Annotated in this window: 18 protein-coding genes, 1 tRNA gene and 2 rRNA genes; 12 read left to right on the forward strand and 9 right to left on the reverse strand. The window is 47.6% G+C overall.

All coding sequences use genetic code 11. The annotated features are described in order from the left end of the window. Nucleotides 1-26: 26 nt before the first annotated feature. From L9P36_RS13415 to L9P36_RS13425, 3 genes are all read right to left on the reverse strand, one after another. Nucleotides 27-2,917: ribosomal RNA gene (locus tag L9P36_RS13415) — 23S ribosomal RNA — on the reverse strand. 239 nt (nt 2,918-3,156) lie between these two features. Next, nucleotides 3,157-3,232 (reverse strand) — tRNA-Ala (locus L9P36_RS13420). Nucleotides 3,233-3,284: 52 nt separating this feature from the next. Next, a 16S ribosomal RNA gene (locus L9P36_RS13425) occupies nt 3,285-4,837 on the reverse strand. The 16S and 23S rRNA genes sit together here with 1 tRNA gene alongside, the layout of an rRNA operon. A 508-nt stretch (nt 4,838-5,345) precedes the next feature. On the opposite strand from L9P36_RS13425, the gene tusA reads away from it, so the two are divergent. Further along, entirely contained in the window at nt 5,346-5,588 is a 243-nt protein-coding gene (gene tusA / locus L9P36_RS13430) for a sulfurtransferase TusA (RefSeq protein ID WP_237467787.1), read from the forward strand. 102 nt (nt 5,589-5,690) lie between these two features. On the opposite strand, the gene L9P36_RS13435 is transcribed toward tusA, so the two are convergent. After that, nucleotides 5,691-5,972, reverse strand: a complete 282-nt coding sequence (locus tag L9P36_RS13435) for a hypothetical protein (protein WP_237467788.1) — start codon at nt 5,970-5,972, stop codon at nt 5,691-5,693. A 311-nt stretch (nt 5,973-6,283) separates the two neighbouring features. Here L9P36_RS13435 and glyQ point away from each other — a divergent pair, with 311 nt between their 5' ends. From glyQ to L9P36_RS13455, 4 genes are all read left to right on the forward strand, one after another. Continuing rightward, entirely contained in the window at nt 6,284-7,201 is a 918-nt protein-coding gene (gene glyQ / locus L9P36_RS13440; RefSeq protein ID WP_237467789.1) for a glycine--tRNA ligase subunit alpha, read from the forward strand. A gap of 1 nt (nt 7,202) precedes the next feature. After that, nucleotides 7,203-9,269, forward strand: a complete 2,067-nt coding sequence (gene glyS, locus L9P36_RS13445) for a glycine--tRNA ligase subunit beta (protein ID WP_237467790.1) — start codon at nt 7,203-7,205, stop codon at nt 9,267-9,269. Between the two features lie 169 nt (nt 9,270-9,438). Continuing rightward, entirely contained in the window at nt 9,439-11,400 is a 1,962-nt protein-coding gene (locus L9P36_RS13450; RefSeq protein ID WP_237467791.1) for an alpha-amylase family glycosyl hydrolase, read from the forward strand. 203 nt (nt 11,401-11,603) lie between these two features. Next, nucleotides 11,604-12,860 carry a valine--pyruvate transaminase gene (locus tag L9P36_RS13455; protein ID WP_237467792.1) on the forward strand — a complete coding sequence of 419 codons (1,257 nt, stop codon included), beginning with the start codon at nt 11,604-11,606 and terminating at the stop codon, nt 12,858-12,860. Between the two features lie 65 nt (nt 12,861-12,925). On the opposite strand, the gene L9P36_RS13460 is transcribed toward L9P36_RS13455, so the two are convergent. The 5 genes from L9P36_RS13460 to dnaA form a co-directional block, all read right to left on the reverse strand. Then, nucleotides 12,926-13,363, reverse strand: a complete 438-nt coding sequence (locus L9P36_RS13460) for an Hsp20 family protein (RefSeq protein ID WP_237467793.1) — start codon at nt 13,361-13,363, stop codon at nt 12,926-12,928. Nucleotides 13,364-13,577: 214 nt separating this feature from the next. Continuing rightward, complete coding sequence (gyrB, locus tag L9P36_RS13465; protein ID WP_237467794.1) at nt 13,578-15,995, reverse strand: DNA topoisomerase (ATP-hydrolyzing) subunit B; 2,418 nt, start codon at nt 15,993-15,995, stop codon at nt 13,578-13,580. A 17-nt stretch (nt 15,996-16,012) separates the two neighbouring features. Next, entirely contained in the window at nt 16,013-17,092 is a 1,080-nt protein-coding gene (gene recF / locus L9P36_RS13470) for a DNA replication/repair protein RecF (protein ID WP_237467795.1), read from the reverse strand. Nucleotides 17,093-17,373: 281 nt separating this feature from the next. After that, nucleotides 17,374-18,474: a DNA polymerase III subunit beta gene (dnaN, locus tag L9P36_RS13475; protein ID WP_237467939.1), complete on the reverse strand. Its 1,101-nt coding sequence runs from the start codon at nt 18,472-18,474 to the stop codon at nt 17,374-17,376. 2 nt (nt 18,475-18,476) lie between these two features. Next, nucleotides 18,477-19,874, reverse strand: a complete 1,398-nt coding sequence (gene dnaA, locus L9P36_RS13480) for a chromosomal replication initiator protein DnaA (protein WP_237467796.1) — start codon at nt 19,872-19,874, stop codon at nt 18,477-18,479. A gap of 418 nt (nt 19,875-20,292) precedes the next feature. Here dnaA and rpmH point away from each other — a divergent pair, with 418 nt between their 5' ends. From rpmH to L9P36_RS13515, 7 genes are all read left to right on the forward strand, one after another. Continuing rightward, on the forward strand, nt 20,293-20,427 hold the full coding sequence (gene rpmH / locus L9P36_RS13485; RefSeq protein WP_237467797.1) for a 50S ribosomal protein L34: 135 nt from the start codon (nt 20,293-20,295) through the stop codon (nt 20,425-20,427). 11 nt (nt 20,428-20,438) lie between these two features. Beyond that, nucleotides 20,439-20,795 (forward strand): ribonuclease P protein component, encoded by a 357-nt coding sequence (rnpA, locus tag L9P36_RS13490; RefSeq protein WP_237467798.1) that lies wholly within the window; start codon nt 20,439-20,441, stop codon nt 20,793-20,795. Continuing rightward, the gene (gene yidD / locus L9P36_RS13495) at nt 20,762-21,019 is read left to right on the forward strand and encodes a membrane protein insertion efficiency factor YidD (RefSeq protein ID WP_237467799.1); all 258 of its coding nucleotides are present in this window, start codon (nt 20,762-20,764) and stop codon (nt 21,017-21,019) included. Before rnpA ends, yidD begins: the two co-directional genes overlap by 34 nt. 1 nt (nt 21,020) lies before the next feature. Then, nucleotides 21,021-22,646, forward strand: a complete 1,626-nt coding sequence (gene yidC / locus L9P36_RS13500) for a membrane protein insertase YidC (RefSeq protein WP_237467800.1) — start codon at nt 21,021-21,023, stop codon at nt 22,644-22,646. Nucleotides 22,647-22,768: 122 nt separating this feature from the next. Then, a complete protein-coding gene (gene mnmE, locus L9P36_RS13505; RefSeq protein ID WP_237467801.1) occupies nt 22,769-24,127 on the forward strand; it encodes a tRNA uridine-5-carboxymethylaminomethyl(34) synthesis GTPase MnmE in 1,359 nt (452 codons plus the stop codon). Nucleotides 24,128-24,182: 55 nt separating this feature from the next. After that, nucleotides 24,183-24,635 carry an FMN-binding protein MioC gene (mioC, locus tag L9P36_RS13510; RefSeq protein WP_237467802.1) on the forward strand — a complete coding sequence of 151 codons (453 nt, stop codon included), beginning with the start codon at nt 24,183-24,185 and terminating at the stop codon, nt 24,633-24,635. A gap of 392 nt (nt 24,636-25,027) precedes the next feature. Continuing rightward, the coding region (locus L9P36_RS13515) for an FAD-dependent oxidoreductase (protein ID WP_237467803.1) at nt 25,028-25,592 on the forward strand (565 nt) is incomplete at its 3' end.

The following is a 25,592-nucleotide window of genomic DNA, read 5'->3' on the forward strand; positions in this document are numbered from 1 at the left end:
GTACGTAAAACCCTCTTGGGTGTTGTATGGTTAAGCCTCACGGGCGATTAGTACAGGTTAGCTCAACGTCTCACAACGCTTACACACCCTGCCTATCAACGTTCTAGTCTCGAACAACCCTTTAGGAGACTTAAAGTCTCAGGGAAGACTCATCTTGAGGCTCGCTTCCCGCTTAGATGCTTTCAGCGGTTATCGATTCCGAACTTAGCTACCGGGCAATGCCACTGGCGTGACAACCCGAACACCAGAGGTTCGTCCACTCCGGTCCTCTCGTACTAGGAGCAGCCCCTCTCAATCTTCCAACGCCCACGGCAGATAGGGACCGAACTGTCTCACGACGTTCTAAACCCAGCTCGCGTACCACTTTAAATGGCGAACAGCCATACCCTTGGGACCGACTTCAGCCCCAGGATGTGATGAGCCGACATCGAGGTGCCAAACACCGCCGTCGATATGAACTCTTGGGCGGTATCAGCCTGTTATCCCCGGAGTACCTTTTATCCGTTGAGCGATGGCCCTTCCATTCAGAACCACCGGATCACTATGACCTGCTTTCGCACCTGCTCGAACCGTCATTCTCGCAGTCAAGCGGGCTTATGCCATTACACTAACCTCACGATGTCCGACCGTGATTAGCCCACCTTCGTGCTCCTCCGTTACTCTTTGGGAGGAGACCGCCCCAGTCAAACTACCCACCAGGCACTGTCCTCACCCCAGATAATGGGGCCAAGTTAGAACATCAAACATACAAGGGTGGTATTTCAAGGTCGGCTCCACAGAAACTAGCGTCTCTGCTTCAAAGCCTCCCACCTATCCTACACATGTAGGCTCAATGTTCAGTGCCAAGCTGTAGTAAAGGTTCACGGGGTCTTTCCGTCTAGCCGCGGGTACACTGCATCTTCACAGCGATTTCAATTTCACTGAGTCTCGGGTGGAGACAGCGTGGCCATCATTACGCCATTCGTGCAGGTCGGAACTTACCCGACAAGGAATTTCGCTACCTTAGGACCGTTATAGTTACGGCCGCCGTTTACCGGGGCTTCGATCAAGAGCTTCGAGTTACCTCTAACCCCATCAATTAACCTTCCGGCACCGGGCAGGCGTCACACCGTATACGTCTTCTTTCGAATTTGCACAGTGCTGTGTTTTTAATAAACAGTTGCAGCCACCTGGTATCTGCGACTCTCAGCAGCTCCATCCGCAAGGGATTTCACCATCAAGAGCGTACCTTCTCCCGAAGTTACGGTACCATTTTGCCTAGTTCCTTCACCCGAGTTCTCTCAAGCGCCTTGGTATTCTCTACCCGACCACCTGTGTCGGTTTGGGGTACGGTTCCTGATAACCTGAAGCTTAGAGGCTTTTCCTGGAAGCATGGCATCAATGACTTCACCACCGTAGTGGCTTCGACATCAGGTCTCAGTCTTAAGTGTCCGGATTTGCCTAAACACTCAACCTACACCCTTGAACCAGGACAACCGTCGCCTGGCCCACCTAGCCTTCTCCGTCCCCCCATCGCAGTTATCAGCAGTACGGGAATATTAACCCGTTTCCCATCGACTACGCTTTTCAGCCTCGCCTTAGGGGCCGACTCACCCTGCCCCGATTAACGTTGGACAGGAACCCTTGGTCTTCCGGCGAGGGAGTTTTTCACTCCCTTTGTCGTTACTCATGTCAGCATTCGCACTTCTGATACCTCCAGCAAACTTCTCAGTTCACCTTCAACAGCTTACAGAACGCTCCCCTACCCAATATACTAAAGTACATTGCCGCAGCTTCGGTGTATTGCTTAGCCCCGTTACATCTTCCGCGCAGGCCGACTCGACCAGTGAGCTATTACGCTTTCTTTAAATGATGGCTGCTTCTAAGCCAACATCCTGGCTGTCTGAGCCTTCCCACATCGTTTCCCACTTAGCAATACTTTGGGACCTTAGCTGGCGGTCTGGGTTGTTTCCCTCTCCACGACGGACGTTAGCACCCGCCGTGTGTCTCCCGGATAGTACTTACTGGTATTCGGAGTTTGCAAAGGGTTGGTAAGTCGGGATGACCCCCTAGCCTTAACAGTGCTCTACCCCCAGTAGTATTCGTCCGAGGCGCTACCTAAATAGCTTTCGGGGAGAACCAGCTATCTCCGAGTTTGATTGGCCTTTCACCCCTAGCCACAAGTCATCCGCTAATTTTTCAACATTAGTCGGTTCGGTCCTCCAGTTGATGTTACTCAACCTTCAACCTGCCCATGGCTAGATCACTCGGTTTCGGGTCTATATCCAGAGACTAAACGCGCAGTTAACACTCGCTTTCGCTACGGCTCCCCTAATCGGTTAACCTCGCCACTGAATATAAGTCGCTGACCCATTATACAAAAGGTACGCAGTCACACCACGAAGGTGCTCCCACTGCTTGTACGTATACGGTTTCAGGTTCTATTTCACTCCCCTCACAGGGGTTCTTTTCGCCTTTCCCTCACGGTACTGGTTCACTATCGGTCAATCAGGAGTATTTAGCCTTGGAGGATGGTCCCCCCATATTCAGACAGGATACCACGTGTCCCGTCCTACTCGATTTCATCTAAAGTGCACTTTCAGCTACGGGGCTATCACCCTGTATCGCCGTCCTTTCCAGGAACGTTCGCTTAGCACACTAAAAACTTAAGGGCTGGTCCGATTTCGCTCGCCGCTACTTTCGGAATCTCGGTTGATTTCTTTTCCTCGGGGTACTTAGATGTTTCAGTTCTCCCGGTTCGCCTCTTACAGCTATGTATTCACTGTAAGATACTTGCTTATGCAAGTGGGTTTCCCCATTCGGAAATCCATGAGTAGTAATGACTCTTACCGTCTCCTCATGGCTTATCGCAGGTTAGTACGTCCTTCATCGCCTCTGATTGCCAAGGCATCCACCGTATACGCTTAGTCACTTAACCATACAACCCGAAGAGGGCTATATGAACAGTCACCAAGATTTCTAGTTTTCGCCGTACTCAAGACACTTGATTGTGTTTTTGAGAACTCGTTTATTCATATGGGTATATGAATAAACATTTTTAGTTATTCATTGAACTTACATTCAAATGAATTTACTAGTCAGCTTTCCAAATTTTTAAAGAGCATGTGTTTCTTTCGAAACCATTTTTAAAAGCACTTAAGCAAATGCGTTTAAAGATGGTGGAGCTATGCGGGATCGAACCGCAGACCTCTTGAATGCAAATCAAGCGCTCTCCCAGCTGAGCTATAGCCCCTTAAACTTATAACCAAATCAATCTGTGTGGACACTTGTCAGTAGTCTTTAGGTAAGGAGGTGATCCAGCCCCAGGTTCCCCTAGGGCTACCTTGTTACGACTTCACCCCAGTCATGAACCACAAAGTGGTGAGCGTCCTCCCGAAGGTTAAACTACCCACTTCTTTTGCAGCCCACTCCCATGGTGTGACGGGCGGTGTGTACAAGGCCCGGGAACGTATTCACCGTGGCATTCTGATCCACGATTACTAGCGATTCCGACTTCATGGAGTCGAGTTGCAGACTCCAATCCGGACTACGACGTACTTTTTGGGATTCGCTTACCATCGCTGGTTCGCCGCCCTCTGTATACGCCATTGTAGCACGTGTGTAGCCCTACTCGTAAGGGCCATGATGACTTGACGTCGTCCCCACCTTCCTCCGGTTTATCACCGGCAGTCTCCCTGGAGTTCCCACCATTACGTGCTGGCAAACAAGGATAAGGGTTGCGCTCGTTGCGGGACTTAACCCAACATTTCACAACACGAGCTGACGACAGCCATGCAGCACCTGTCTCATAGTTCCCGAAGGCACCAAAGCATCTCTGCTAAGTTCTATGGATGTCAAGAGTAGGTAAGGTTCTTCGCGTTGCATCGAATTAAACCACATGCTCCACCGCTTGTGCGGGCCCCCGTCAATTCATTTGAGTTTTAATCTTGCGACCGTACTCCCCAGGCGGTCTACTTAACGCGTTAGCTCCGAAAGCCACTCCTCAAGGGAACAACCTCCAAGTAGACATCGTTTACGGCGTGGACTACCAGGGTATCTAATCCTGTTTGCTACCCACGCTTTCGCATCTGAGCGTCAGTCTTTGTCCAGGGGGCCGCCTTCGCCACCGGTATTCCTTCAGATCTCTACGCATTTCACCGCTACACCTGAAATTCTACCCCCCTCTACAAGACTCTAGATGACCAGTTCCAAATGCTATTCCCAGGTTAAGCCCGGGGCTTTCACATCTGGCTTAATCATCCGCCTGCATGCGCTTTACGCCCAGTAATTCCGATTAACGCTCGCACCCTCCGTATTACCGCGGCTGCTGGCACGGAGTTAGCCGGTGCTTCTTCTGCAGCTAACGTCAAATGATAAGAGTATTAATCTTACCACCTTCCTCACTGCTGAAAGTGCTTTACAACCCGAAGGCCTTCTTCACACACGCGGCATGGCTGCATCAGGCTTGCGCCCATTGTGCAATATTCCCCACTGCTGCCTCCCGTAGGAGTCTGGACCGTGTCTCAGTTCCAGTGTGGCTGATCATCCTCTCAGACCAGCTAGGGATCGTCGCCTTGGTGAGCCTTTACCTCACCAACTAGCTAATCCCACCTAGGCGTATCCAGTAGCACAAGGCCCGAAGGTCCCCTGCTTTGCTCCAAAGAGATTATGCGGTATTAGCCATCGTTTCCAATGGTTATCCCCCTCTACTGGGCAACTTCCTAGGCATTACTCACCCGTCCGCCGCTCGCCGCCCATAAACGCACCCGAAGGATTGTTTATGTCGCTGCCGCTCGACTTGCATGTGTTAGGCCTGCCGCCAGCGTTCAATCTGAGCCATGATCAAACTCTTCAATTAAAAGTTTTTTTGGTCTTTCGACCGACTCAATGAATACTGATTACATTACTATCGTAATGTGAATTGACTGTGCCAAATCTTTCGATTTGTTTGGTCACTCAGTTCATTGATTTAAATCTTTCGACTATCAATAACGAGTGCCCACACAGATTGATTGGTTACATTGTTAAAGAGCGTTGACTCAGCAGCTTTGCTGCTTGGTCAGGGCTGTGAATCTTACCAGCCATCTTTCGAGAGTCAAGCGAAAGTTTAACTTTCTTTTTCCTCTCAACACCGCGCTGTTGTTGCCGTTGCGCCGTGTCAGTGAGGTCGCATTATAGGGCGCTTTGATCGGCGTGCAACCCTTTTTTTGTGATTTTGATCTGTTTGGTTAAAATACCAACAACCCGTGCTTTTTTAGGCCAATTTCTGCTGATTCCAGCGGCATTCACCCTAATATTGCACCTTGCATCATTACTCTTTGACGCTACCATGAGCGCCAGCAACTTAAATATTTACTGTGATTAAAATGAAAAATGCAGATCATTTCCTGGCAGCAGAGGGATTACGTTGTCCAGAGCCCGTTATGATGGTGAGAAAAACCATTCGTAAGATGAACGATGGCGAGACTTTGTTGATTACCGCGGATGACCCATCAACGACACGCGACATTCCCAGCTTTTGTCGCTTTATGGATCACACCTTGCTTGAGTCGCAAACGGAAAACCTGCCCTTTCACTATTTAATCCAGAAAGGACAAGTAAGCGCATAGCGCAACCATCTTAATCTATCGTCTTTTCTATATTGCTATATAGAGGGAAGAAAAAAGGCAGGGAATACTCCCTGCCTTTTGTTTATTCATTGCCCTGTGGTTTTAGTCGCGAAGGTACTCATCATTTTGGACATTTTCCACTTGCCGCAATTCACTTTGAATTCTCTTGATTTGCTTATGGAGATCGTTGAGGTCTTTTTTCATTGGAATGATGTGCTGAACACGAATCCAAGCTTCCACTGTTAAGCCTGTCATAATGATCGCACCGACCACCATGGGCAACCATAAATCAGTGAGCACCATACCCAGTAGGTTCAACACTAAAGCAAAGGTAAATAGATAGCTTTGTTTGCGAGGGGAGATCCCCATATAACGTGTCAACATAAGCGCGCCCTCCGGTTCCACTTACATCTTAAAAATAGCATGTGCTTTATGACAGTTATGTGTCATCCATCGGGTGATTTGGCCTTTATTGCAAAAGCTTGATCGACTCGATATATCTGAGCTGTTTATCTAACTTGCTTTGCTTCTTGCTTTTGTCCTTTAAGACGAATTAATTCCTTCCCCCTATCCTTACGCATGCAATCCATACTTCCTGGTTAAAAGAGCAACATTAGCGCTACTCGCCTGCGCCACATCAGGGTATACTTGTTCGTTATTTTTTCTTTATTTCAACAGATCGCGCGAAGCAGACTATGCAAAAATTCGATATCAAAACCTTTCAAGGGATGATCCTCGCGCTGCAGGATTATTGGGCCCAACAGGGTTGCACCATTGTTCAACCATTGGATATGGAAGTGGGAGCAGGTACATCACACCCGATGACTTGTCTTCGTGCGCTTGGTCCAGAGCCAATCGCTACCGCTTATGTTCAGCCATCTAGACGCCCAACTGACGGCCGTTATGGTGAGAACCCTAACCGTCTGCAGCACTACTACCAGTTCCAAGTGATCATCAAGCCGTCACCTGACAATATTCAGGAGCTTTATCTTGGCTCTTTGCAAGCGCTTGGTATCGACCCAACTGTGCATGACATTCGCTTTGTTGAAGATAACTGGGAAAACCCAACCTTGGGTGCCTGGGGTCTTGGCTGGGAAGTTTGGCTCAACGGTATGGAAGTCACTCAGTTCACCTACTTCCAACAAGTAGGCGGCCTTGAATGTAAACCAGTTACTGGTGAGATCACTTACGGTATCGAACGTCTTGCAATGTACATTCAAGGTGTCGACTCAGTTTATGACTTGGTATGGACAGATGGCCCACTGGGTAAAGTGACCTATGGTGATATCTTCCATCAAAACGAAGTGGAGCAATCCACCTACAACTTTGAACACGCTGATGTTGACTTCCTATTCACCTTCTTTGATCAGTGTGAAAAAGAGTGTTTGCATCTTCTTGAGCTTGAGAAGCCCCTACCGCTTCCAGCTTATGAGCGCATTCTAAAAGCAGCACATGCATTCAACCTATTGGATGCACGTAAAGCAATCTCCGTGACTGAGCGTCAACGTTTCATCCTTCGTATTCGCAATCTGACCAAGTCAGTTGCTGAAGCGTACTACGCATCTCGTGAAGCACTTGGCTTCCCAATGCTTAAAAAGGGTGAGGAGAAATAGAATGGCGAAAGAATTTCTAATTGAGCTAGGTACTGAAGAGTTACCACCAACGCAACTTCGCACCCTAGCGGAAGCATTTGCTGCGAACTTTGAAACTGAACTAAACGCAGCCGATCTCGCGCATGACGGTATCACCTGGTATGCAGCGCCACGTCGCCTTGCACTCAAAGTCGCAAACCTTGCTGAAAACCAACCGGACAAGATCGTTGAAAAACGCGGTCCTGCTATCGCTTCAGCATTTGATGCCGAAGGTAACCCAACCAAAGCCGCTGAAGGCTGGGCTCGTGGTAATGGTATTACCGTTGCACAAGCAGAGCGCTTGGTCACAGATAAAGGTGAATGGCTGCTATTTAAACAAGAAGTGAAGGGTCAAGAGACCAAAGCACTTGTTGTTGAACTAGCCGCAAAAGCACTGGCGAACCTACCGATTGCCAAGCCAATGCGTTGGGGTGATAAAGAAACCCAATTTATTCGTCCAGTGAAAACCCTCACGCTATTGATGGGTGATGAGCTTATTGCTGGTGAAATCCTTGGCGTCCAATCTGATCGCATCATTCGTGGTCACCGTTTTATGGGCGAAGCATCATTCACGATTGACTCTGCCAGCCAATACCCTGCGATTCTTGAAGAGCGCGGTAAGGTGATGGCCGACTACGAAGCACGTAAAGCGATCATCATTGCGGATGCACAAAAAGCAGCAGCTGCGGTTGGCGGTATTGCAGATCTAGATGATGACCTCGTTGAAGAAGTCACCTCATTGGTTGAATGGCCAGTAGTCCTGACTGCGAAATTTGAAGAGAAGTTCCTTAAGGTGCCAGCTGAAGCTTTGGTCTACACCATGAAAGGTGACCAAAAGTACTTCCCTGTTTATGACGAGAACAAGAAGCTACTCCCGAACTTTATCTTCGTTTCAAACATCGAGTCTAAAGAACCACATCATGTAATTGAAGGTAACGAGAAGGTTGTACGCCCTCGCCTAGCTGATGCTGAGTTCTTCTTTAATACTGACCGCAAACGTCCTTTGATTGATCGTCTTGCTGAGCTCGACAAAGCCGTATTCCAACAACAATTGGGTACCATCAAAGATAAGACTGATCGCATCACAGAACTTGCTGGCTATATCGCTGAGCAAATTGGTGCGAACGTTGAGCAATCAAAACGTGCAGGCCTTTTGGCAAAATGTGACTTGATGACCTCAATGGTCTTTGAGTTCACTGATACCCAAGGCGTGATGGGGATGCACTATGCGCGTCACGATGGCGAAGATGAAGCGGTAGCTGTTGCACTAAACGAGCAATATATGCCTCGTTTCGCTGGTGATTCATTACCAGCTGATGGTGTTTCTGCTGCGGTAGCGATGGCCGATAAACTCGATACTATCGTCGGTATTTTTGGCATTGGCCAAGCACCAAAAGGCTCAGATCCATTTGCCCTACGTCGTGCCTCTTTGGGTGTGCTTCGTATTATTGTGGAATATGGTTACAACCTTGATTTGGTTGATCTCGTTGCGAAAGCAAAATCACTCTTTGGTGATCGCCTGACCAATGCCAATGTTGAGCAAGATGTTATTGAGTTTATGCTTGGTCGTTTCCGCGCTTGGTATCAGGATGAAGGCTTTAGCGTCGACATCATTCAAGCCGTTCTTGCGCGTCATCCAACCAAACCTGCTGATTTTGATCAGCGCGTGAAGGCGGTTTCACACTTCCGTGATTTGGATGCAGCAGAAGCACTTGCTGCAGCGAATAAGCGTGTGGGTAACATCCTTGCGAAGGTTGAAGGCGAACTCAATACCGAGATTCAAGATCAGCTTCTTCAAGAAGCATCTGAGAAGACACTTGCGGCTGAAGTACGTCGCCTACAAGCAGCGCTAGCACCTGCTATTGCTGAAGGTAACTACCAACTCGCATTAAGCGAATTGGCTGCACTACGCGAGCCTGTAGATAGCTTCTTTGATAATGTAATGGTGATGGCTGATGATGAAGCGCTCAAACAGAACCGTTTGGCACTCCTCTTTGCACTTCGCCAATTGTTCCTTGAGATTGCAGATATCTCTTTATTACAAAAGTAATAACAGCAAAAGTTGCAAGCGAACATTTAAATCTAGCCCACCGCTCGGTGGGCTTTTTTATCCCTTTGATTATTTCATCATTTACTTTTGATTTTGCCCTTTTGCTGCCATCAATTTTTCTTCATTTGTGGTAGTTTATTGCGCACTGTCGATCGTTTGGATTTCTGTCATGAAGACTCGCCTCATTCCGCTGTTTGTTATCTGTAGCGGATTAAGCGCTTGCCAATTACTTTCTGAGCACGCGCAACCGACCCACCTCTATTCAGAGCACGACACCATGCCATTGATGGCTGATCCGTCGGGATGGTTTCACGTGAAACCATTGGCGCTTCATCAGAATTTCTACCTTTCAGGTCAAACCCCTTTTTGCCCAAGCGAAAACGCTGAACCACTTCGTGTTGGTCAACCCATTACGCTACAAAGCTGTGATAAGGCAAGCATGATTGCCGTGACTTTTGATTCACAAAATCCACACCGCTTAAAACTTGAATCGAATAATGGTCAGTGGCAATTGCAAATGGAAGATGAACGCAATGTACCGCATAGCGATCAGCTTGAGTTTGCAGAGATGCAAATGGTGACCATTGGAGAATCCGAAGCGGTAACCGATCAAACCGCAGCCATCGTCGAGCAGCCAAGTAACATCAATCAAGGCTGCGCCATTCCATCGAGTGGCCCTGTTACGGTCGATGTCAGTGGTCAGTTTATGGATGGCACACAGGTTCGCGATTACTACAGCGGCAAAATTGAAACGGTACGCAACGGCAAGGTCACCTTTACGCCAGAAACCTATAGCGGTGGTTTATTACTACTTGTTGCTGTCAACGCTAGCCAAGCCGTTGCCAGTGAAACCTTACAAAGTACCTATACGGTTCATCTCGATCGCTTCTACAATGGCGACCAAGAAAATGATTTCTCCTATGGTCGTCAAAATTCAGCGCAAAATCCCAATAGTTTTATGGGCGGCGACTTAGCTGGTTTAACTCAAAAACTGGATTACCTCGCAGAGCTTGGTGTCACCACCATAGCGATTCAAGCGCCCTTTGAACAAGTGCATGGCTGGCTACCGATCAAGCAGCAACCATTCCCCACCTATCCCATCGACGGTAAGCAAGTATTAGATTTCACAACGCTTGATGCCAACTATGGACAAGCACAAGATCTGCGAAATCTAATCGCCTTAGCGCATGGCCTAAATATGAAGGTGGTGTTTGATGTGGATCTAAGCCATGTTGGTCAAGCGACAGCTTTGGATATGGCGCAATATGGCTTTGGCGCACTTGAACATCCAACGCATAACGACCCAAGTCTTTGGACAAAACAAGCATTGGCTGCCTTTGAACTCAACCCAGATTCGGCACAATGGCAACATTGGTGGGGACCTTGGATTGAGCGTATCGATTCACCCGAACTTCGCTTGAAGCAAAACCCAAAAGTAACGCTTCCTGAGTTTTTCGCTCGCAAACCTGACAGTAAAGTCACGGCCATAGAGAACGCAAAGCTAGTGGATTATCTTGCCCAGTGGCTTGCCTACTGGCCAAAAGAGTTTGGTATTGATGGCATGCGTCTACAGGCAAATCTCACAGCTGAGCAAACGCAGCAAATTCAAAAAGCGACATCACAAGCACTGCAAGGCTGGAAGTCACAATATATTTTCCAGAGCGCTAACACCACCCCATTTGAATTAGCAATCAACAGTGCTGCCATCCCAGCCGCTTCAATCGACCCAAGCTGTATTAACCAAATCGATGGCTACTACCAAGCCGGCAATCAAAATAAATCCGCGGTCGAGCATTTCGATAGCAGCCAGCTGAACCTGAGCAATATTCAAGAGCGAGATCAAGCGACTTGGTTGCTACTCACCAACCGTCCGATTTCTATCAGTTATGGCAGTGAGTTAAACCGCCAAGCAGATCAGCGCGCTGATGCTTTTTATCCCGCACTGAGTCCTATGCCGTGGCAAAAAAATAACACTCAACTGCAATTGCACTGGCAAAAATTACTGCAATTTCGTCGCCAGTTCCCAGTACTTGTGACTGGCGATCATCAGCTTGTGCAAGCATCACCCTACTACGCGTTTGTTCGAGAGAATAACAAACAAAAGGTGATGGTCGTATTCGCGCCTCGATAATTTAGTATCTCTATTCTAAAGCGGCTTCGGCCGCTTTTTTGTTTCACGTGAAACTCAAAACACCAATCGACCTAAATCAAAGTGCTGGATTTGTTTCATGTGAAACACTCTGAAAAACACGCTGCTATCTTTACTTTGTTCTATAAAAAGGTATGTTGTTGGGAATAAAATTTGAACAACACAGACCAAGTACAGTGAGTAAAATGGATTTTTCAAACTTTGGTAAACGATTCACGTGTGATTCTGGAATCACACAGTTAATGGATGATTTAAATGATGGCCTGCAAAATCCAGACGCCATTATGCTCGGTGGTGGAAATCCAGCGCAAATCCCACAAGCGCTGACTCAGTTTGAAGCTGAATTAAGCCAACTCTTAAGCAACGGCAAGTTACTTCATAGTCTGACCAATTATGATGGCCCGCAGGGCAAAGATGTTTTTGTCAGCGCATTGGCTCAAATGTTTCATCGAGATTTTGGCTGGCCGATCAGCAAAGAAAATATCGCCCTCACCAATGGTAGCCAATCCTCTTTCTTCTACCTCTTCAACCTGCTTGCAGGTGAATGTCAGAACCAACATAAAAAAGTACTGCTACCTTTAGCACCTGAGTATATTGGCTATGCCGATACCGGGCTAAGCGATGAGATGTTTATCTCAGTCAAACCAAAAATCGACATGCTTAGCGATGGTCAATTTAAATATCATATCGATTTTGACGCATTAGAAATTAGTGATGATATTGGTTTAATTTGTGTTTCTCGCCCCACCAACCCAACTGGTAATGTGCTTACTGATCTAGAAATTGAAAAGCTCGATCAACTCGCGCGCGCCCATCAAATTCCATTACTTATTGATAATGCCTACGGCCTGCCATTTCCAAATATCGTCTTTACCGATGCTAAACCGCACTGGAATGACAACACGATTTTATGCCTGAGCTTATCGAAACTGGGTTTACCCGGCTCACGTTGTGGTATTGTGATTGCCCAGCCTGAAATTATTCGCGCACTCGCCAATCTAAACGGAATCACCAATTTAGCACCAGGTAGCGTGGGACCCGCCATCGCCACACAAATGATTGAGCAAAATCGTCTGCAATCTTTGTGCGATGACGTCATCACCCCCTATTACCAAGCCAAAAGCCAAGCAACGATTGCACTCATTCGTCAGCATCTGGACTCAGAACAAGTGCTGATACATAAATCTGAGGGCGCGATTTTTCTTTGGCTATGGTTCCCTCACCTGCCAATTAGCAGCGTTGAATTTTACCGCCGATTAAAAGCCCGGGGTGTCTTGGTGGTGCCTGGCGAGCATTTCTTTATTGGCCTTCAAGATCAAAACTGGCCCCATGCGAAGCAATGTTTGCGTCTGAACTATGTGCAAGCCGATGACAAAATGGCAAAAGGGATTGCGATTATCGCAGAAGTTTACCAACAGCTATTGAACGAATCAGCTCACTAATCTGTTTCACGTGAAACAAAAAAGCGCTCTATTGAGCGCTTTTTTATTCTTTGGGTTCAGTCGTATTACTTGTTCTCAAGTACTCGGTTCTGACCAATAGCAATATTGCGTGGTTTACTCTCTTCAGGAATCTCACGATCAAGGTCAATGTGTAGTAAACCATTTTCCATATCAGCAGCGGTCACCTTCACGTGATCAGCTAATTGAAACTTACGCTCAAAATCACGCTCTGCAATACCTTGGTAGAGGTACTGTTTCTCTTCATTTTGTGACTTTTTCAACCCTGTAACTTTTAAAATATTCTCAGTTTGGGTGAGTGTTAGTTGCTCTGGTGAAAAACCAGCCACAGCCATAGTGATGCGATAACTGTGCTCACCTGTCTGCTCAATATTATATGGAGGGTAACTGCCGTTGCCTGCACTGCTGGTTTGCTCAAGCTGATTAAAGATGCGATCAAAACCAATGGCTGAACGGTATAGTGGAGAAAAATCGATAGTACGCATATTGCTATCCTCATTTAAAGCGATAGATAAAATAGTGCTCCCTGTCGGCGAGCGTTTGCTAACCCAATCGGCATTAGCTTCACCTTAGATCTATGGCCCAAATTTTACTTTTCAACACCACCAGCAAAAAAATTATCGAAATAAAATTTATCGCATTGAAATTTAAGTAATAAAAAAGCGCTCCTTGGAGCGCTTTGAGGCTTAATCAAAATGATTAGATATCAAGGTTGGCCACTTTTAGGGCGTTCTCTTCGATGAACTGACGACGCGGTTCAACCTGATCACCCATTAATGTGGTAAACAATTCATCAGCGGCAACCGCATCAGAAATGGTGACTTGCATCATACGACGGCTCATTGGATCCATGGTGGTTTCCCAAAGCTGCTCTGGGTTCATCTCACCAAGACCTTTATAGCGCTGCTTCTGCAGGCCACGGTTAGAGTCTTTAATCAGCCATGCCAATGCTTCATCAAAACGACGAACCGGTTGCTGACGTGCGCCACGTTGGACGAAGGCGCCCTCTTCTAGCAAACCATCTAAGGCTTCATAGAGACTCGCTAGCTTGCCGTATTCTTTACCAACAAAGAAATCAGCAGGTAGTGCATAGCGATAATCAACACCATGAGTACGAACCAACAGAACAGGCTGACAAACGCCGTTTTCACGTTCGATTTCGTAATCGTAATGGCTTTCACCAGATTGACGAGACATCAACATCTCAACCACAGCATTCATCCAATCATCCAATGCGGCTTCGTTGCTCAGCATCTCTTGGGTCACACGTGGCGATTCACTCAACACCTGTAGGAAAGAGCGAGGCAAACGACGCGACAGACGATCAATCAACTTCATACATTCGTGATATAGACGAACCAACTCTTCCAAAGCTAAACCAGACATCGCTGGTGCTTCAGGGTTAGCATAAAGTGATGCGTTCTCAAGCGCGATACTGATCTCGTATTGCTGCATGGCTTCATCATCTTTGATGTATTGCTCTTGCTTACCTTTAGCCACGCGGTAAAGCGGTGGCTGCGCAATATACACATAGCCACGCTCGATCAACTCAGGCATTTGACGATAGAAGAAGGTCAACAGCAAAGTACGAATGTGCGAGCCGTCGACGTCAGCATCGGTCATGATGATGATGTTGTGATAACGTAGCTTATCTGGGTTGTATTCATCGCGGCCGATACCACAACCAAGTGCAGTAATCAGCGTGGCCACTTCTTGTGAAGAAAGCATCTTGTCAAAGCGTGCTTTCTCAACGTTTAGAATCTTACCTTTGAGCGGCAAAATCGCTTGGTTCTTACGGTTACGGCCCTGTTTTGCAGAACCACCCGCAGAATCACCCTCCACAATATAGAGTTCAGAAAGCGCAGGATCTTTTTCCTGGCAATCTGCAAGTTTGCCTGGCAAGCCAGCCAAATCAAGCGCACCTTTGCGGCGGGTCATTTCACGTGCTTTACGTGCCGCTTCACGGGCACGAGCAGCATCAATAATCTTGTTACACACGGTGCGTGCGTCATTCGGGTTTTCAAGCAAGAACTCGCTCAGCTTCTCACCCATGACAGATTCAACAGCCGCTTTCACCTCACTTGAAACAAGCTTGTCTTTGGTTTGGCTTGAGAATTTAGGATCTGGCACTTTCACAGAAACCACAGCGGTCAAACCTTCACGCGCATCATCACCAGAGGTCGCCGTGTTGGTTTTCGCCTTCTTCATCACCCCTTCTTTTTCCATGAAGTTGTTCAGCGTACGAGTCAACGCACCACGGAAACCAGCAAGGTGCGTACCACCATCACGCTGTGGGATGTTGTTGGTAAAGCAGTAGATGTTCTCTTGGAAACCGTCGTTCCACTGCATCGCGATTTCGACGCTGATGCCATCTTCACGCTCGTGGTCAAAATGGAACACTTGCTGATGAATCGGGGTTTTGTTGCGGTTCAAGTGCTCAACAAAAGCGCGAATACCACCTTCATATTTGAAGTGATCTTGCTTACCTTCACCGCGCTCATCAGAAAGCTTGATCGACACACCAGAGTTTAGGAATGACAGCTCACGAAGACGCTTAGCTAGAATCTCATATTGAAATTCAATATTGGTAAAGGTCGCAGCACTTGGCCAGAAACGAATCATGGTACCGGTGCGATCGGTATCACCTGTAACTGCCAAAGGCGCCTGAGGCTCACCATGATGATAGGTTTGTTGGTGAATATGGCCACCACGATAAATGGTCAACTCAACCTTCTCAGACAGCGCATTCACAACGGAGACACCTACCCCGTGCAAACCACCGGAAACTTTGTAAGAGTTATCGTCAAACTTACCACCAGCATGTAGCACCGTCATGATTACTTCGGCTGCAGAAACACCCTCTTCTGGGTGCATTTCAGTCGGAATACCACGACCATCATCGCTCACTGACACTGAGTAGTCGTCATGAATAGTGATAACGATGTCATTACAGTGACCGGCGAGCGCCTCATCGATCGAGTTATCCACCACCTCAAACACCATGTGGTGCAAGCCAGTACCATCGTCGGTGTCACCGATATACATACCAGGACGTTTACGAACGGCATCTAGGCCTTTGAGTACTTTAATACTCGATGAATCATAGTTATTTGACATTGAGTTACTCTCACTTGTTATTGCTGACTGATCTCGCCCTGTTTCACATGAAACACGACTGGTTGCTCGATCATCATTTCAGACACCTGATCGGCACTGATACAACTAATGAACACTTGCGCCCTTGTCTCGGCGAGCTGTTGTGCCAATAAACCTCGTTTTTCGGCATCCAACTCAGAAGCAAAATCATCAATCAAATAGATACACTGCTTACCTGTGGTCTGTGTGAGATCCTGTCCCTGCGCTAAGCGCAATGCACACACCAAAAGTTTCAGTTGCCCACGTGATAACACATCTTCCACTGGTGTCCCGTTAATCCTCAGCCTTAAATCGGCTTTATGCGGTCCCACCGTGGTATAACCAAATTGGCTATCACGTTGAAAGTTTTGTTCCAGCACAGTCTGTAAAGGGGTGTCGGCATCCCAGCCTCGACTGTATTTTAGCTGGCACTGATACTCGGGAAGAAAGGCTTGGCAAAGCGTTTCAACGCGAGGTAAAAGCTGTTCAATATAACCCTGTCTTAGCGCGCTAACCTGCTCACTGAGGCGAGATAACTCGGCATCCCACACGGCTAAGGGTTGATATGTTCGCACTGTTTTGAGCAATGCGTTGCGCTGCTTGGTGATACGTTTCACCCGCCGCCACAACTCAAAAAACTGCGGTTCCTGATGGAATACACCCCAATCAATATAAGCACGACGATACTTGGGACCACCGGCGAGCAGGGTAAACCCTTCCGGTGTGATCAATTGAATAGGTAATACATTGGCCAGTTGTGCCAAGGTTTGCTGCTTTTCACCACCCAGTTTCACTTCACTTTGGCCATCACGGCCCTTTGCAAGGCCCAAAGGCAGTTTGCTGTTGTGTTGGTCTAACACTTGACCAAACAACACCAACTTCGCTTGCTGGTGACGAATCACGCGGTTGGTTAGCTGACTGCGAAAAGAGCGACCATGTCCAAGGAAGAAAATTGCTTCCAATAAACTGGTTTTACCGCTGCCATTGTCCCCGACCAAAATATTCATGTGCGAAGAGAAAGACAGGTCGCAATGTTCAATATTGCGAAAGTCAGTCACGACAAGACGATCTAAAGCCATATTGTTCTTGTTCTCGCTCTATTTCTGGCCATGGCATCATCAATTGATATCGTCATTTTCAGGGCTTGGCAGGCGCCTGTTTCAGCTTCAAATTTTACTGCGCCGAAGCTTACCAATTCTACACAAAAGGCGGTTATGAAACCACCTTGGATTGCCCTTTGCAGGCAGGAAATGGGGTCGAAAAAGCCAACTAGGTCACAGCATTTCACCAAGTTGATCGGACATAAAAAAAGCGCTCATATTTGAGCGCTTTTTTGACAAAAATTTAAGCGAAAATCCGCTTACAGGCGAATTGGCATCACCACATAAAGGGCTGCACCATCCTGAACATTTTCCACCAAAGCACTGGCATTGGCATCAGACAAACTCATCTGTACCTGATCGCATTTGAGCGTATTAAGTACATCAAGCAAATAACTGACGTTAAAACCAATCTCAAGCTCACCACCTTGGTAGCTCACATCCAAGTTTTCTTCCGCTTCTTCCTGCTCTGGGTTGTTGGCCGTAATGCGCAACTGATTATCCGCCAAGTTCAAACGAACACCGCGGAACTTCTCATTCGACAAGATAGCCGCACGAGAAAACGCCTGACGCAATTGATCGCAGCTTGCAATCAAGGTTTTGTTGGTACTCTGAGGCAGAACGCGACGATAGTCAGGGAAACGGCCATCAACCAGTTTTGAAGTAAACACATAGTTGTTCACCTCAGCACGTAAATTGGCGTTACCAATTTGAATGGTGACCAAATCATCTGGGCTATCAAGTAGCTTAGCTAGCTCCATTACCCCTTTGCGCGGCACAATCACTTGATGCTCACCGCACTCATCCAACAGTTGCTGCGTGCACACCGCCATCCGGTGACCATCCGTCGCAACCGCTTTCAGGGTTTGACCCGCAATATCAAATAGCATGCCGTTCAAGTAGTAACGCACATCCTGATTGGCCATGGAGAACTGCGTGCTATCAATCAAATGACGCAGTTGAGACTGCGGTAGACTGAACTGCACTTCGGTTTGCCAGCTATCGATATTTGGAAAATCAGCCGCAGGCAAAGTCGCCAATGAATAGCGGCTACGGCCTGATCGCAAAATTAAGCGGTCATGATCGAGCGTCACATCAATAGGCGCACTATCAGGCAGGCCACGGCAAATATCTAAAAATTTACGCGCCGGAACGGTAATTTCACCTTCACTGATTTGACCTTCAAGGGCAATTTTTGCCACCAATTCAACTTCAAGGTCAGTGCCGGTGAGATATAGCCAACCTTCACGAACCTGCATCAGCAAGTTGCCGAGAATCGGTAGTGATGGACGCCCACCCAAGCCACTACAGACTTGTTGCAGCGGTTTAATCAAACGATCACGCGTTAAGCTAAATTGCATCATTATGACGATAGAATCCGAATTAGGTTGGAGTAGTCTTCTTTAATATCGTGGCTCTCTTCGCGCAGTTGCTCAATCTTGCGACAAGCATGCAGCACCGTTGTGTGGTCACGACCACCAAAGGCATCGCCAATTTCTGGCAAGCTATGGTTGGTTAACTCTTTGGCCAAGGCCATCGCCATTTGACGAGGGCGCGCCACCGAGCGAGAGCGACGTTTCGATAGCAAATCTGCCATCTTAATTTTGTAGTATTCCGCCACCGTTTTTTGAATATTATCGATGGTGACTAGTTTTTCTTGCAGTGCGAGCAGGTCACGTAATGCCTCACGCACAAAATCTATGGTAATCGCACGCCCAGTAAAATTGGCATTTGCGATCACACGGTTTAACGCCCCTTCTAACTCGCGCACATTGGAGCGCAGGCGCTTGGCAATAAAGAACGCTACTTCATCCGGTAAGCGGATAGCGTGATCCTCTGCTTTTTTCATCAGGATCGCGACACGGGTTTCCAACTCTGGCGGCTCAATAGCAACGGTTAAACCCCAACCAAATCGTGATTTCAGACGATCTTCAACACCGCTGATCTCCTTTGGATAGCGATCAGACGTCAAAATGATCTGTTGGTTCCCTTCAAGCAAGGCGTTAAAGGTATGGAAGAACTCTTCTTGCGAGCGCTCTTTATTGGCAAAAAATTGAATATCATCGATCAGCAAAGCATCAACACTACGGTAATAACGTTTGAAATCTTCAATGGCGTTATTTTGTAGCGCTTTCACCATATCTTGCACAAACCGTTCAGAATGCATGTAGACCACGCAAGCGTCTGGTTTTCTGGCAATAATCGCATTACCTACCGCATGTAATAGGTGCGTTTTACCCAGGCCAGTACCGCCATATAAAAAGAGCGGGTTATAGGCCGCACCAGGGTTATCTGACACCTGACGGGCTGCGGCAAGAGCAAGCTGGTTCGATTTACCTTCAACAAAATTCGTAAATTTATGTTTCGGGTTAACGTTTGATCGATGATTGATCTCAGGACGCGGCGCTTCACTTTGCGGTGACCACTGCGGGCTCACCGGCTGCTGACGCGAACTCGGATTTGGATTGATACTCACTTTTGGCGGCATGGTTGATTCAACCACTGCCCGCTGTACCGGACGACTGCCCACTTCAAAGCGCAGTACCGGCATATCTGGACCGCAAAATTCTTGAAGTAATGAATTGATTTGGTTGAGATATTTATCTCGAACCCAATCCAATACAAAACGATTTGGGGCAAAAAGCGTAAGCTGACGATCGTTCAACTCTGCCTGCAGCGGCCGCACCCACATACTAAACTCAGTTGCGGGCAGTTGCTCTTGAAGACGCGCTAGGCACTGTAACCAAAGCGAAGAGGACACATCAGGCTCCATGAGATCGATGAAAAAGGGCAGCAATTTTATACTGGTCCTAGGCAGATCGCCAGCGATAAGATCCCAGATCCCGTGGATTAGATCGAAGTTATACACATCATCGCAGTGTTTTTTCGTGGATCATCACATTTTTTACGCTGGTTACTCACAATCTTCACCCAAATTTAAGCACAGTGTGATCAAAAACACAGCGAAGCGGCTAAATTTGTGACAGTGAAAGGAGATCGCGGTGGATCCTTGCACAACGAAAAGAAGCAGGTATAATTCTGCGCCCAGTGTGAGACCTCGCAAGGTTTATTGACTCAGGTCATTAAGCCGATTACAATTCCGCCTCTTTTTTCGAGGTGAAGCGAATTCTCGCGCACTTAGTAAAAAGAATACTGATCAGTATATATAGGTAATTATCATGAAACGTACCTTTCAACCATCAGTTCTAAAGCGCAAGCGTAACCACGGTTTCCGTGCACGCATGGCGACTCAGAACGGTCGTAAGATCCTAGCCGCTCGTCGTGCTAAAGGTCGTAAAAAGCTATCTGCGTAATCATCACTCTGGTGAATACATTAGCTTTCAGTCGGGAGTTACGTTTGTTAACTCCCGAACACTTTCAAAATGTCTTCCAGCGTGCCAAACGTGCTGGTAGCCCTCATTTAACCATTCTTTCCCGCGCTAACGACCTTGGACATCCTCGTTTAGGTCTTGCTGTCCCTAAAAAACAAATCCGTTTTGCTGTCGATCGCAACCGCTTTAAACGCATTGTTCGCGAGAGTTTTCGGCACCACCAGCATCAACTTGGTCATTTTGACTTCGTCGTCATTGCTAAAAAAAGCGCCAGTGAATTGTCTAATGATGAGCTCTATCACGTCCTGGAGAAATTATGGCAACGTCTCTCTCGCCCCTCGCGTGGTTAGCCACTAAACTAATCCGCTTCTATCAGCTGGTGATCAGCCCGCTTATCGGCCCGCGTTGTCGTTTTACTCCAAGTTGTTCCCAATACGCTATAGAAGCCATTAAAATTCACGGTGTAATAAAAGGCGGTTGGTTAACAATCAAACGTCTATTAAAATGCCACCCTTTAAATGATGGTGGTTACGACCCAGTTCCACCTCATCAGCATACAAACAGAGATCAATAAGATGGATTCCCAACGCAATATTCTGTTGATTGCCTTGCTCGCTGTGACCTTTTTGCTCTATCAAAAGTGGGAAGCGTTCACCAATCCAGTAGCACCGGCAGTCGAAGCGGCATCTGTAGCCAAATCAGGCACCAGTGAGTTCCCTGACTCCAGCCTAGCAACAGATGGTGTCAGCACAGCTGACCCGCAACAGGGCCAACTGATTCATGTGAAATCTGATGTGCTTGAATTGACCATCAACACTGATGGCGGTGACATTGTTGAGAGCCAACTGCTCAAATACACCAAATCACTTGATTCTAATCAGCCAATGGAGCTTTTGAACGAAAGCAAAGGCGAAGACTTTGTTGCACAAAGCCGCCTACAAGGTCCTCAAGGCGCAGACTCAGTGACCAAAACCGCAGTTTACTCTGTCGATGGCACTGACTTTGTGATGGCTGAAGGTCAAGACCAGCTTGTTGTACCAATGACTTACAGCAAAAACGGCATCACCTATCAAAAACGCTTCATCTTGGATCGTGATAGCTATGCGGTGAAAGTTGAATATGTCGTAAGCAACAACACAGATAAAGAAGCTGCAGTTCAGCTATTCACCCAACTTCGTCGTACTGCGACGGATACCGGCGGTAGCTTGACCATGCCAACATACCGTGGCGGCGCGTTCTCATCACAAGATGACAACTACAAAAAATACAGCTTTGACGATATGGAAGATCGTAACCTCGACATCCGCACTGACCGCGGCTGGGTTGCGATGATTCAACACTACTTCACCACCGCTTGGATTCCAGGCAAAGATATGACCGGTGAAAAAGTGATCTACTCTCGCTTCCGTGATGACAAAGGCTACCTTGGCATGGAAATGCCAGTAACCACCATCGCACCTGATAGCAAAGCCACGCTTGATGCGACTTTGTGGGTTGGTCCTAAACTACAAAACCAAATGTCAGCGACTGCGAAGTACCTTGATCTCACCGCAGACTACGGTTGGCTTTGGTTCTTGGCAAAACCACTTTACTGGTTGCTGAACCTCATCCAAAGCGTTGTGGGTAACTGGGGTGTTGCGATCATCGTATTGACCATCATTGTGCGTGGTGCGATGTACAAGCTCACCAAAGCGCAGTACACCTCAATGGCGAAAATGCGTATGCTGCAGCCTAAACTGCAAGAGATGCGTGAGCGCTTTGGCGATGACCGTCAACGCATGAGCCAAGCGATGATGGAACTGTACAAGAAAGAGAAAGTAAACCCACTGGGTGGTTGTTTGCCGATTCTTCTACAGATGCCTATTTTCATCGCATTATATTGGACCCTTATGGAGTCTGTTGAACTACGTCATGCTCCATTCTTTGGCTGGATTCATGACCTATCAGCGCAAGACCCATACTATATTCTGCCGATCCTCATGGGTATCTCCATGTTTATCATTCAGAAGATGAGTCCAAGCACCATCACAGATCCAATGCAGCAGAAGATCATGACGTTTATGCCTGTGATTTTCACTGGCTTCTTCCTGTTCTTCCCATCAGGCTTGGTACTGTACTGGTTGATGTCAAACATCATGACCTTGACCCAGCAAACCATTATCTATCGTCAACTTGAGAAGCAAGGGTTACATACCCGCTAAACTCAGTTGATGAGCATTCAATGAAACAAGGCGGCCATGGTGTCGCCTTTTTTTACGCCGCTTTTTTGCGCCATACCGAGTTTGAGTTACACTCCCCACATACTTCACAAAGAACAATCACTATGACTGATACCATCGTCGCCCAAGCCACAGCACCAGGCCGTGGCGGTGTGGCCATAATTCGCGTTTCCGGACCTAAAGCGACCGAAGTGGGCTCGCTCATCACGGGTAAAACGCTTCGTCCACGCTACGCAGAATACAGCACCTTCCATGAGGTGAACGGCAACCCATTGGATGAAGGGATCGCTATCTACTTTAAAGCACCCCATTCCTTCACTGGTGAAGACGTGGTGGAATTTCAAGGTCATGGTGGCCCTGTGGTCTGTGACCTGCTCATTCGAGCCATCAGCGAGCTTCCAGGCGTGCGTCTCGCGCGTCCCGGTGAATTCTCAGAGCGTGCCTTTTTAAATGACAAAATGGATCTGGCACAAGCTGAAGCCATTGCCGATTTGATTGATGCCAGTTCAGAACAAGCGGCGCGCTCCGCGCTAAAATCACTGCAAGGCGCCTTTTCACTGGCCGTCAATGGGCTGGTGGAATCCCTCACCCAACTGCGCATCTATGTCGAAGCTGCGATTGATTTTCCAGAAGAAGAGATCGACTTTCTTTCCGATGGCAAAATTGAACGCGATCTCAATGCCGTCATTGATGAGCTGGGCCGTGTTCAGCAACAAGCCAATCAAGGCGCGATTATGCGTGAAGGGATGAAAGTGGTCATCGCTGGTCGTCCAAACGCCGGTAAATCAAGCTTACTCAACGCCCTTTCAGGCAAAGAAAGCGCCATCGTTACCGATATCGCAGGTACCACTCGCGACGTACTACGTGAACATATTCATATCGATGGCATGCCTTTGCATATCATTGATACCGCCGGTCTGCGTGAAGCTAGTGATGAGGTCGAGCGCATTGGTATTGAGCGCGCTTGGCAAGAAATTACCGAAGCAGACCGAATTTTGCTGATGGTGGATAGCACCACCACAGCATCGACAGATCCTCAGGATATTTGGCCGGAATTTATGGATCGTCTACCTGCTAATGCGGGCGTTACCGTGGTGCGCAATAAAGCCGATCTCACCCATGAAGAATTGGGTATTTGTCACGCTACCGAACCCACATTGATTCGTCTTTCAGCCAGAACTGGCGAAGGTGTGGATGCGCTGCGCCAGCATTTAAAAGCATGCATGGGCTTTTCCGGAACCACCGAAGGTGGCTTTAGCGCCCGTCGTCGTCACATCGATGCATTAAATCAAGCCTCACATCACCTTGAAACAGGCCGTGAGCAGCTTATGGGCTTTATGGCTGGTGAAATCCTTGCTGAAGAGCTTCGACTCGCTCAGCAAGCGCTGACAGAGATTACAGGCGAATTTAGCTCCGACGATCTACTGGGTCGTATATTTACCTCATTCTGTATTGGGAAATAACACAAACGCCAGCATTCAAGCTGGCGTTTTTATATGCGCAAATAAGGAACAAAACATGTCTGAGATTCAAGTGCTCACAGGCAGCACCCTAGGCGGCACCGAATACCTTGGCGAACATATTGCCGATCAGCTTGCCGCTGCAGGCTTTGCACAAACCATTCATTTCCAAGCCGATCTGGATCAATTACCGACTCAAGGTCCTTGGATCCTTGCCTGCTCAACCCATGGTGCGGGTGATTACCCAGAAAGCATTCAATCCTTTGTGGCACAACTTGAAAGCAGCCAACCCGATTTAAGCCAAGTGCATATGGCGCTGGTGGCTGTGGGTGATCGCAGCTATGACACTTTCTGCCAAGCGGGTAAAAACCTTGAAAAACTACTGCAATCATTGGGTGCAAAGCTGATTTATCCCCGCCTTGAAATCGATGTGAGCCACAATCCTGACTTAGAAGAACAAGCCGATGAATGGCTTCCAGGGCTCATTGAACAACTCAAAACGGTCAAATAATAAGCAAACGAACAACTTTTTCTTGTGGATAACTAATAGATCAAACCGTGATCAAACGTTAGTTATCCCTTGAATAAGATCTACACCCCACCTGTACTGTGGATAAACAGCCATTTTGATCCCATGTTTTACGCCCTTAGATCCCAACCCATCCCCATGATCTGATCCTTCCTAAAACCATGATCAATAGGATCATTCGGCACTTACTCACAGCCTCAGTGGATCCTAATAAAAGATCCAATAGAAGATCTCTTTAAATAGATCTTTATATATTTTAAAGGCTTTCAACTCTGATTTGATCTTCGCTTCGCTTGCACGGTTAAACGGGGTAGAATGGCGACCGCGCCAGCAAAGCGCACAAATAAACCTCATGATTTGCCTAAGGCCTTACCATGTTTTACCAAGAAAATTTCGATGTGATCGTCATTGGCGGCGGTCATGCAGGCACTGAAGCCGCACTCGCCTCGGCGCGTATGGGACAGCGGACCGTTTTGCTTACGCATAATATTGATACGCTTGGACAAATGTCCTGTAACCCTGCCATCGGTGGCATTGGTAAAGGGCATTTAGTCAAAGAGGTGGATGCACTTGGTGGTGCAATGGCTCTGGCCATTGATCACGGTGGGATCCAATTTCGAACCCTAAATGCCTCAAAAGGCCCTGCGGTTCGAGCGACTCGAGCACAAGCCGATCGCCAGCTATATCGTGCAGCGATTCGCCACATGCTGGAAAACCAGCCTAATTTAATGTTGTTCCAACAACCCGTGGATGACTTGATCCTTGAAGGGGATCGCGTGGTTGGTGCCATAACCCAAATGGGACTTAAATTCCGTGCGAAAGCTGTGGTTCTGACCGCAGGTACTTTCCTTGGTGGCCGCATTCACATTGGTCTTGAGAACTACTCAGGTGGTCGCGCTGGCGATCAACCAGCGATTACCTTGGCACAACGTTTACGTG

Source organism: Vibrio stylophorae, from assembly GCF_921293875.1.
In the GTDB taxonomy this organism is placed as follows: Bacteria; Pseudomonadota; Gammaproteobacteria; order Enterobacterales; family Vibrionaceae; genus Vibrio_A; species Vibrio_A stylophorae.

Excerpts from the sequence above, each read along its gene's own strand:
- tusA (WP_237467787.1), top strand. The coding sequence starts at position 5,346 with ATGAAAAATGCAGATCATTTCCTGGCAGCAGAGGGATTACGTTGTCCA.
- L9P36_RS13435 (WP_237467788.1), bottom strand. The coding sequence starts at position 5,972 with ATGTTGACACGTTATATGGGGATCTCCCCTCGCAAACAAAGCTATCTA.
- glyQ (WP_237467789.1), top strand. The coding sequence starts at position 6,284 with ATGCAAAAATTCGATATCAAAACCTTTCAAGGGATGATCCTCGCGCTG.
- glyS (WP_237467790.1), top strand. The coding sequence starts at position 7,203 with ATGGCGAAAGAATTTCTAATTGAGCTAGGTACTGAAGAGTTACCACCA.
- L9P36_RS13450 (WP_237467791.1), top strand. The coding sequence starts at position 9,439 with ATGAAGACTCGCCTCATTCCGCTGTTTGTTATCTGTAGCGGATTAAGC.
- L9P36_RS13455 (WP_237467792.1), top strand. The coding sequence starts at position 11,604 with ATGGATTTTTCAAACTTTGGTAAACGATTCACGTGTGATTCTGGAATC.
- L9P36_RS13460 (WP_237467793.1), bottom strand. The coding sequence starts at position 13,363 with ATGCGTACTATCGATTTTTCTCCACTATACCGTTCAGCCATTGGTTTT.
- gyrB (WP_237467794.1), bottom strand. The coding sequence starts at position 15,995 with ATGTCAAATAACTATGATTCATCGAGTATTAAAGTACTCAAAGGCCTA.
- recF (WP_237467795.1), bottom strand. The coding sequence starts at position 17,092 with ATGGCTTTAGATCGTCTTGTCGTGACTGACTTTCGCAATATTGAACAT.
- dnaN (WP_237467939.1), bottom strand. The coding sequence starts at position 18,474 with ATGCAATTTAGCTTAACGCGTGATCGTTTGATTAAACCGCTGCAACAA.
- rpmH (WP_237467797.1), top strand. The coding sequence starts at position 20,293 with ATGAAACGTACCTTTCAACCATCAGTTCTAAAGCGCAAGCGTAACCAC.
- yidD (WP_237467799.1), top strand. The coding sequence starts at position 20,762 with ATGGCAACGTCTCTCTCGCCCCTCGCGTGGTTAGCCACTAAACTAATC.
- yidC (WP_237467800.1), top strand. The coding sequence starts at position 21,021 with ATGGATTCCCAACGCAATATTCTGTTGATTGCCTTGCTCGCTGTGACC.
- mnmE (WP_237467801.1), top strand. The coding sequence starts at position 22,769 with ATGACTGATACCATCGTCGCCCAAGCCACAGCACCAGGCCGTGGCGGT.
- mioC (WP_237467802.1), top strand. The coding sequence starts at position 24,183 with ATGTCTGAGATTCAAGTGCTCACAGGCAGCACCCTAGGCGGCACCGAA.